Here is a 9727-nt window from a genome sequence, read left to right as displayed (position 1 = left end):
GGCAAAATTCCTCTATCTTCGCGCCCTGAAAATTAGTGAAGAGCAATTAGGAGAAAATCATCCTCATACTGGTGCTAGTTTAAATAATTTAGCTCTAGTTTATCAAAATAAAGGACAATATGAGGAGGCAGAATCTCTCTATCTTCGCGCCCTGAAAATTAGTGAAGAGCAATTAGAAGAAAATCATCCTCATACTGCTATGAGTCTCAATAATTTAGCGGAACTTTATCGAAATAAAGAACGGTATTCAGAAGCCATTCCATTATTAGAAAGATGGAAAGATATTCAACGCCAACGTCAAGAAACTCGAAATCAATCCTATGCTAATCGTATTTGGACACTAGGAAGACTTTATGAAAAATGTCAACAATTTCCTGAAGCAGTCGCAAATTATGAGGAAGCATTATCTATCTTTAATCATTTTTTAGATCCTAAGCATCCACGAAGACTTTTATTAAAAAGTGACTTAGGGCGTTTGAAAAAGAATATGAAAAAAAGTAAAAAAAGCAGTTCTTGAACATTGACTCAGCCTGATCTTGTTCTTACAAAAAATACCCATTCATTTATGTTTCTACAAAAAAATTGAACTTATTCCCACCAATTAAATCAATGATATGATTAAGTTATAATTCAATTCAACCCAGATAAAAGAGTAATATTATCATGGATAGACTAGAGTTTCCCGTAGAATACAGTTTTGATATTGATAGCAATATGGTCATTGCTACCATACCCCAACTCAATTATATTTCTTCTTTTGGTCAAGATTTTGCTGAAGCAGAAAAGAATGTTACTGAAGCAGTATTAGCTTATTTAGAAGCATTAGAAAAACAAGGTTTACCTATTCCCAAAATCAAGAAAAATTCTGGAACAGTTCTAATTGTCGAGTTAGTTTCATGAGCGATAAATTATCTGCTATTACTCCTAAAAAAGCATTACGCAAATTAAAGAAAGCCGGATTTATCGAAAATCATCAAAAAGGTAGCCATTTAGTTTTAGAACATTCCGATGGCAGAATGGTTGTATTACCAATGCACAGTAAAGATATTCCGATTGGCACATTACACGCTATTGTAATTCATCAAGCTAAATTAAGTTTAGAAGAATGGCAAAATCTCTAAAATAGGAGATTAAGAGGGTTGACATTTGCTTTTAAATTTGTTAAGATAAAGTTGATAAGGAAGAAGTATCTTGCAATAAATAATTTAACTACCATAAAAAATACCCATCCAGTCATTTATCTGGGTGGGTATTTTTTTGCGTAGGGGCGGGATTTTACCGCCCTTGATGAGAATTTATTACTACTTGCTTTCAGTAAAATCGGCATCAATGACATCATCACCACCACCAGAAGGAGGAGGAGAACCAGCGCCAGGAGTTTCTGGACCAGCAGCACCAGCATCACCACCAGCTTGTTGATAGATATTGCTACCAATAGCAAACAGAGCTTGTTGCAGTTCTGGCATCAACTTCTGGATTTGATCATCATCTTCTTTAGCAACTGCTTCTCTGACTTCTTTAACTAAACCTTCAACCTTAGTCTTATCAGCAGCAGGAACTTTATCACCCAACTCTTCTAACTGCTTCTCAGCTTGATATGCTAAAGAATCAGCTTGGTTTTTGCGTTCAATTTTCTCACGACGTTCTTTATCAGAAGAAGCATTTTGTTCAGCTTCTCTAACCATCCGGTCTACATCATTCTTATCGAGCGTAGAAGCACCAGTGATACTAATAGATTGTTCCTTACCAGTACCCTTATCCTTCGCAGTCACGTTGAGAATACCGTTAGCGTCAATATCAAAGGTAACTTCAATTTGAGGAACACCGCGGGGAGCAGGAGGAATACCATCCAAACGGAAAGTTCCTAAACTCTTGTTATCGTTAGCAAATTCTCTCTCACCTTGGAGAACGTGAATTTCTACGTTAGTTTGTCCGTCTACAGCAGTAGAGAACACTTCTGATTTCTTGGTAGGAATTGTGGTGTTGCGAGGAATAATCTTAGTCATGACACCACCCAAGGTTTCTACACCCAAGGACAATGGTGTTACGTCTAACAACAAGATACCTGTAACATCACCAGCCAAAACACCTGCTTGAATAGCAGCACCAACAGCTACCACTTCATCAGGGTTAACGCTTTGGTTAGGATCTTTACCTAACACCCGCTTCACCACATCTTGAACTGCGGGAATCCGAGTAGAACCACCAACGAGAACAACTTCATCAATATTGGTCTTATTTAATTTCGCACCTTTCAGGGCATCTTCTACAGGGATGCGGCAACGGTCAATTAAATCAGAGCAGAGTTCTTCAAACGTGGCGCGAGTTAAAGTTGTGTCTAAATGCTTAGGACCATCTTGGGTAGCAGTGATAAATGGGAGGTTAATTTCTGCTTGGGTGACACTAGAAAGTTCAATTTTGGCTTTTTCTGCGGCTTCAGTCAGACGTTGTAAAGCTTGTTTATCTTTACGGAGGTCAATACCTTCGTCTTTTTTGAACTTTTCAGCTAAGAAATCAACTATTTTTTTATCAAAGTCGTCACCACCAAGGTGTGTATCACCAGATGTTGATAATACTTCAAATACACCATCACCGACTTCCAGAACGGATACGTCGAAAGTACCACCACCCAAGTCAAATACTAGGATAGTTTCGTTGCTCTTTTTATCAAAACCGTAAGCTAAGGAAGCAGCAGTAGGTTCGTTGATAATTCGGAGAACGTCAATCCCCGCGATTTTACCAGCGTCTTTTGTCGCTTGACGTTGGGAATCGTTGAAGTAAGCAGGAACAGTAATTACCGCTTGGGTAACGGTTTCACCCAGATATTTACTAGCATCTTCAACTAATTTGCGGAGAACTTTCGCAGAAATTTCTTCAGGAGCAAATTGCTTACCAGCACCTGGAGAATCTACCTTAACGTTACCGCCACTACTGAGAACTTTATAAGAAACTTCTGTAGCTTCATTGGTAACTTCGTCGAAACGACGACCGATAAAGCGTTTTACAGAATAAAAAGTATTTTCGGGGTTCATCACCGCTTGGCGTTTAGCGATTTGACCTACTAAATTGTCGCCATTTTTGGCAAACGCAACTACTGAGGGTGTTGTCCGAAAACCTTCCGCATTAGCAATAACGGTGGGTTTACCACCTTCCATTACTGCTACGCAGGAGTTTGTTGTCCCTAAATCAATTCCAACTACTTTTGCCATTTTGGGTGTTTACTCCGTATAAAATTACTAAATGAATCAGAGAGAATATAAAATTGCATTAACTAACTGCTCTGCTAATAACAATCAGTTGGGTTAGGCTTTGCTGGGAATAAAATCCCCAACTAGGCTAATATCATATAAACTCAGTGGTAGCCATTCCATGAAGGGTGGTTTACCGAACCGTTAGGGGAACGGTGAATTTTATAAATTATGTCTAGTGGTTTCATGGATTAATGTGCTTTCACATTGACTAATGTATGAGAATTAATACTTTCAGGAATTGGGGTGAACCGTAACTTTATAGTCGTATTTGCCGTCAAACCCTATTGGGAATTAAAAATTAGAAATTAAAAATTAAAAATTATACCCCTTGATCCGTAATAAAAGGCTTGGTAATTGTCAATTATCAATTATTTACGAAGGAGGACGTTCTCCTTTTTGGAACTTTTGCCATGCCTGTTGTAGGGCTGTGGGGGCGGGATTAGTGCCATCATAAATGACAATGACATTGGTTAAAGGTCTACCTGCGGGAACTAAGATATTACCTTTACTGGCTAAGGCTCTAGATGCTCCACCATCTAAGTTCATAGCTTCGTAACAACCTATTGCTTTCATGGCTTGTGCTTCTTTTTGTAAGGAGAGGTTAATTTCAAAGTTGACTAAAATCAACTTTGTCCCATCTTTGGTAAAACCAATGGCTGTCCGTGCGCTATTGCCTAAAACATTGGGATCTTTAAAACCTTCAATTTTGGGGTTTAACCAAACTTTCCCTTGTCGCAATAGTCTTGGTCCACAAGTTAGAGAAAACCAATGTTGATCCCATTCGGGTTTGCCGTCTACTCTGGCTGTTACCATTTCTGGTTTGTTACCAATTCGTAAACCCAAGGTAGTGCCAAAGTTTTCCCAACGACTGTATTTAACAAATTTTCCGGCTGCTACCATGTTACCCATAACTGTTTTTTGGGCATTTTTAGCGAAAAATGTGCCGTTAGCGACGACGGTAGCGCGATAACGGGCAACTAATTTGTTAAAGTCTTCATCACCACTGGTTTTTTGAATTGTGTTAGCAAAGGTAGCATTTTTGGCTAAACCAATTGTAATCAAGGTTTTTGGGTCTGTGAGGTCAACTATGGTTTGATAAAAAGGAATGCCATTAATTCGACTTTTTTTAACCTGTACAGCTTGAGCATAACTAGGTAATGTTAGTGTTAATCCTTGTGCTAAGGTTGCTCCACTTAGAAATAAAAAGGATCTGCGGCTAATTTTGCTAATTGGTATCATTGATTTTTATTAATTTTGATTCCTGACTTTTTTATATTCCAGTGTTCAATATAACTGCGTATTTATTTTTATGACTAATCGGTACATCATTTTTCACAAACCCTATGGAGTTCTAAGTCAATTTACACAGGAAAGTCCGAAACATATTACGCTCAAAGAATATATAGATGTTCCTAATGTCTATCCTGTAGGGCGTTTGGATTGGGATAGTGAAGGATTGCTGTTATTAACAAATGATGGTAAATTACAGCACCGTCTTGCTCATCCGCGTTTTGGTCATCAACGGACTTATTGGGTACAAGTGGAACGTATTCCTGATGTTGATGCTATTAATAGGCTGCAAACTGGGGTAGAAATTCAAGATTATCGGACTCGTCCTGCCCAAGTTAGGTTATTCTTAGAAGAACCATTTGTAGGTGATTCCTGTAGCTGGTTAGGCGATCGCATTCCCCCCATTCGATATCGTAAGAGTATTCCCACTGCTTGGCTAGAAATGACTCTAACTGAGGGGAAAAACCGCCAAGTCCGTCGCATGACGGCGGCTGTGGGTTTTCCGACTTTGCGGTTAATCAGGGTGAGTATTGCTCATATTCAATTACATGATTTAGCTCCGGGACAATGGCGAGAACTAACTCCCTTAGAACTCACAAAACTAAATCAATCACCGGAAAACTAGTTTTAGATGCTGTAATATTCAGTTGTTAGTCGCATAAAATTACAAATGCCGCGATTAATTTTTTAAGAATGCCACTTAATTTCCTCTTCAAACCACAATATGAATGTAAGTCTACTGTAGGCTGGGTCAGCTAATTGTGGAATTTGGATGTTAATGGCTAGAAGCACCTTAGCAAAAAAGTATCGGAACTTCCACTATGCTGATTTGCCCCCAGTGTAAATTTGAAAACCCTAATAGTAATAAGTTCTGTCAAAGCTGTGGTACATCCCTAGCTCATCAAGTCTGCCCTGAATGCGGTGTTGATGTAGCTATAAATGCACAACATTGTCATAAATGTGGTGCGGAATGTGGCACGATTTGGTGGGCTATGATTACCCAAGTCACATCGGCTGTTTCTACTATTGAGGAAACTGGTGAATTAACGCCAAACTCAGAAAATCCCGTGGTTGGTATTACTGATACTAGCCCATTCTTAAAGTTGGCTTTAGATTCTTATTTAGATTCACAGCAGCGTTATCGCTTGTTAGAATTTTTACCAAATCCAGAAATTATGGCAGCTAATAAATCGCTGACAATGCGAGTTTTAGATTGCCAACCTTACCAAGTATCACTGATTGAAGCCAGCTTGGGACATGAAACCAAAATAGCTACACAGACAATTCCTGATTTAGCAAAGGCTTATCTAGAATTGCAGGTGGAAATGCACCCAGCCATACCCAAGATTCATGATGCTTGGCAACAAGATGATCTAGAAGTAGTCTTGTTGGAAGATAGATCCAATTTACCAATGTTGGTTGATGTCTGGCAGCAAGACACAATCACTATGTTGGAAATTTTATATTGGTTTTATCAAATGACTCAACTTTGGGAGTTGTTAGAAAAGGTCGGTTGTCGCCAAAGTTTATTAGAGTTGTCAAATTTACGAGTAGATGAAGACCAAGTTTTAGTATTACAAAGGTTATATATAGAACCATCGGCGCTGATACCCCAACCATGCCCACAGGATGAGAAACAAGCTTTAAGTATTAAAAGTTTGGGTCAAGTGTGGCGGAATTTGTGTAAACAATCCCAGCGGACTCAATTTGGGTTTGTTGTGCAGATGTTGGATGATTTGGAATCTGGGAAAATTAATACTCTAGAACAATTGCGATCGCTATGGCAAACGCAGTTATCTCTATTGGAAGCAGAATCTACCCCAGAAAAATCTCCGTCTTCCTCAACTATATTGCAATTCAGCGATGAGACGGAAGATACAATGATCAGAAATGATGATATCCCAACTATGGTGCTATCCATGCAGCTAAGTAGTTTGGAATATGCTGGATATACTGATGTTGGTCGTCAACGTGATCACAATGAAGACTATTTCGGGATTGATAGTAAAGTTCACAAGCTAGAATTACCAAAAAATCGCTTGGTTACAGCCCAAAGTGTATATATTCTTTGTGATGGGATGGGAGGTCATGCTGGGGGTGAAGTAGCCAGTGCCTTAGCTGTGAATACTATTCGTAAATACTTCCAAGAAACTTGGGTGGATGCAGAATTACCGAGGAAGGAAAGTATCCGAGAGGCGGTTTATTTAGCCAATCAAGCTATTTATGAGCTTAATCAAAAAGAAGCTCGTGCTGGTATTGGGCGTATGGGTACTACTTTGGTTATGTTGTTACTTCAGGATAATCAGGCAGCAATTGCTCATGTTGGTGATAGTCGTCTTTATTGTCTCACTCGTAAACGAGGACTCGAACAATTAACTATAGATCATGAAGTTGGTCAACGAGAAATTGCTAGGGGTGTAGAACCGACTATAGCCTATGGTCGGGCTGATGCCTACCAGCTAACTCAGGCTTTGGGTCCACGCAATGAAAATTCCATCCATCCCGATGTCGAGTTTTTTGATATTAATGAAGATATGCTTCTGGTGTTGGTATCAGATGGTTTATCAGATAATGATTGCCTAGAGACTAATTGGCAAACTCATCTCCAACCTTTATTAAGTTCTAGTAGTAACTTGGAAAAAGGTCTTCAAGATTTAATTGATTTGGCTAATGAACACAATGGTCATGACAACATCACAGCTATACTAGTACGGGTAAAAGTCCGCCCTTCTCAACAAGGTTTGTTTGTAAATTAGTTTTTATGTTGTCAGTATTCATACAGAATTAATTACACAGATTGTTTTCCTGTCCCCAGTTAAGAGTCTCTAGCAATGAATTTAATTGTGTCCCATTACCTATTGTGATTACTCTGACCCTATTAGAAAAGCATGAAAAAACACCGCTCCAACAGTGGTGTTTTGAGGGTTCTACCGTTGTCCGCATTGGTCGGGCAGTGGATAATCACGTTGTTTTGGCTGATAATTTAGTTTCCCGGTATCATTTAGAACTGAAATTAGTAACAAATGGATCGGGTTATACTTGGGAAGTAATTAGTCAAGGAACTAATGGAACTTTCCTCAATGGCAGTCTAGTAAATAAATCTACCCTGACTGATAATTCTCTACTGCAATTGGCTCAGGGTGGACCTTTACTACAAGTCCAAATTCAGGAATTACTCCCCCTACTGACTACGGCTACACCATCAGGTGGTGGGGAAATTAGTCAGGGAAGAACGCCAATATCTGCCGGTTCTGGTTGCACCCATGAGGGCAATGATCCGGGGAATGTCTTTTGTATTCACTGTGGACAACCAATTGTAGTCCAAAAAACCATTGGTCATTATCAGGTATTACGAACTCTGGGACAGGGTGGTATGGGTACTACCTATTTAGCTTGGGACGCAGGTGAAATTAGTGGTGTACCACAATTGTTGGTACTCAAGCAAATGAATGCTGATATGGCAAAAATTCCCAAAGCTCAAGAGTTATTTGCGAGAGAAGCCAGTATTCTTAAATATCTTCACCATCCGGGAGTCCCTAAATACTATGACTTTTTTGTGGAAGGTGGAAAGAAATACTTGGCAATGGAATTAATTCACGGTCAAGATTTAGAAAAACGGGTTGTCTTAACTGGACCTGTGACACCTAAACAGGCGATCGCTTGGATGGTGCAAACTTGTGATATTCTAGATTATCTTCATCACCAAGAACCACCACTAATCCACCGAGATATTAAACCGGCTAATTTGATGGTGCGGGGTGCTAATAATACTATTGTTGTTTTGGATTTTGGGGCTGTCAAGGAAATTGGCACAAAACCAGGAACAAGGATTGGTGCTGAGGGTTATTGCGCTCCTGAACAAGAAAGGGGACAACCTCTCACCCAATCTGATTTATATGCTATTGGTCCAACACTGATTTTTTTATTAACTGGGGAAAATCCTTTGAAGTATTATCGTCAAAGGGGACGCAGTTTTCGGTTTGATGTTAAAGGTATACCCACTATGAATGAGCCATTAAGACAGGTCATTGAGTGCGTTACTGAACCTTTACCACGCGATCGCTATCATACTGCAAAAGAGTTAGCTCAAGCATTAAGATCAGTCACCAGTTAGAATAATCTGGTTAATAGTTAAGTGCAAAGTTTACCTACTTTGGTCAAGATGCTTGAGTATACTTCAATACTAAATGGAATACATTTTTGTGCTAAATCTATAAATAGACTTGAAGCAAAAGTTCACCCACCATAAAAGCAAGGGCAATGAAACACAAGATCATTACTATCCTTGATAAAGGTAGGCAAATTTGCACCAAGCTGGATTAGATATAGCTGGTATAGTTTACCTATTTAGTGGTTTAGTCGTCGTCCCACTTTTCTACTGCTAGTAAGTCGCTAATTGGATCTTGTGTGCTAAATCCAAAATCTAGCAACTCTTGTTTCCAGTGTTGCCATTCATCGCCATAGAGTAAGGCAATCTTCCAAATTTTATCATTGGGTTTGATAATATTGGATTCTACGAGTGATTGCACGTTACGCTGCAATTTCACCATTGGGTGAATTACTTGCTGAGTCATAACCTCGGTGTATTTCAGATTTTTGTGTGTAAATGCTTGATTAAAACAGCTTTCCGTTTGCAATTATTACCTGTGCGTGGAGCAATTATAGTTTGGCAAAGCAAGTCTTAACTTTTCCACTATAACATAACTAATGATAGTTAATTGCTTGGGAATTCGGTTTTGTACGGTAATTACCACTACTAAAAGCTATTGATGCTAAACAGTTGTGGCAATGACTGATTAACAAGGTTTTTATGCTTGTCATGGCTATAATAACGCAACTAAAGTGAAATGAAACTAGTTTTTTGAATTTTGTAGGATTAATTTTTTATATAAACCGCGTCTATTTTGAAACCCATAGTTTTTTTAATCGGGTTTTATTCTCAAATTCTATACTCTTGCCTATTCCCTGTTCCCTGTTCCCTGTTCCCTGTTCCCTGTTCCCTTTTAAAAAACTACAGTTCTCAACTTGGACTAGGTTTATTTTAAAATATTGAAACAAGCTTGATTCATAGCGACTGTATTCTATCGCTTGTATCTTAGAGGTATGTGAGTTTCGACAACGTTAATTATCACATAAAAAAACGCCCCCCGGAAGGAGAGCGTTTTTAATTTAACTAGACTCTAGTG

The 9727-nt window shown here is 38.9% G+C and carries 9 protein-coding genes; 6 read left to right on the top strand and 3 right to left on the bottom strand.

Features of this window, described 5'->3' with window-relative positions; translation table 11 throughout:
* The 3 genes from FJR04_RS24075 to FJR04_RS24065 form a co-directional block, all read left to right on the top strand.
* On the top strand, positions 1–517 hold a 517-nt coding region (locus tag FJR04_RS24075), incomplete at its 5' end, for a tetratricopeptide repeat protein (RefSeq protein ID WP_168499626.1).
* 146 nt (positions 518–663) lie between these two features.
* The gene (locus FJR04_RS24070; RefSeq protein ID WP_168499624.1) at positions 664–900 is read left to right on the top strand and encodes a type II toxin-antitoxin system HicB family antitoxin; all 237 of its coding nucleotides are present in this window, start codon (positions 664–666) and stop codon (positions 898–900) included.
* Positions 897–1121, top strand: coding sequence for a type II toxin-antitoxin system HicA family toxin (locus FJR04_RS24065; protein WP_168499622.1), 225 nt, complete (start codon positions 897–899; stop codon positions 1119–1121). The genes FJR04_RS24070 and FJR04_RS24065 overlap by 4 nt, the downstream gene beginning before the upstream one ends.
* Positions 1122–1301: 180 nt before the next feature.
* On the opposite strand, the gene dnaK is transcribed toward FJR04_RS24065, so the two are convergent.
* Positions 1302–3209 carry a molecular chaperone DnaK gene (gene dnaK / locus FJR04_RS24060; RefSeq protein ID WP_168499620.1) on the bottom strand — a complete coding sequence of 636 codons (1908 nt, stop codon included), beginning with the start codon at positions 3207–3209 and terminating at the stop codon, positions 1302–1304.
* Between the two features lie 414 nt (positions 3210–3623).
* Positions 3624–4487 (bottom strand): phosphodiester glycosidase family protein, encoded by an 864-nt coding sequence (locus tag FJR04_RS24055; protein ID WP_168499630.1) that lies wholly within the window; start codon positions 4485–4487, stop codon positions 3624–3626.
* 73 nt (positions 4488–4560) lie between these two features.
* Between FJR04_RS24055 and FJR04_RS24050 the strand changes: the two genes are divergently transcribed.
* From FJR04_RS24050 to FJR04_RS24040, 3 genes are all read left to right on the top strand, one after another.
* Positions 4561–5166, top strand: a complete 606-nt coding sequence (locus FJR04_RS24050; RefSeq protein WP_168499618.1) for an rRNA large subunit pseudouridine synthase E — start codon at positions 4561–4563, stop codon at positions 5164–5166.
* A gap of 196 nt (positions 5167–5362) precedes the next feature.
* On the top strand, positions 5363–7297 hold the full coding sequence (locus FJR04_RS24045) for a serine/threonine phosphatase (protein ID WP_168499616.1): 1935 nt from the start codon (positions 5363–5365) through the stop codon (positions 7295–7297).
* A gap of 104 nt (positions 7298–7401) precedes the next feature.
* Positions 7402–8655, top strand: coding sequence for an FHA domain-containing serine/threonine-protein kinase (locus FJR04_RS24040; protein WP_168499614.1), 1254 nt, complete (start codon positions 7402–7404; stop codon positions 8653–8655).
* Positions 8656–8896: 241 nt separating this feature from the next.
* Here the strand turns inward: FJR04_RS24040 and FJR04_RS24035 are convergent, their stop codons facing one another.
* The gene (locus FJR04_RS24035) at positions 8897–9115 is read right to left on the bottom strand and encodes a DUF4327 family protein (RefSeq protein WP_168499612.1); all 219 of its coding nucleotides are present in this window, start codon (positions 9113–9115) and stop codon (positions 8897–8899) included.
* Between the last annotated feature and the right edge of the window lie 612 nt (positions 9116–9727).

This window comes from Anabaena sp. UHCC 0204, from assembly GCF_009711975.1.
GTDB lineage: Bacteria > Cyanobacteriota > Cyanobacteriia > Cyanobacteriales > Nostocaceae > Dolichospermum.
Note: the sequence above shows the minus strand (reverse complement) of the source record. Positions and strands in the feature narration are given on the sequence as shown.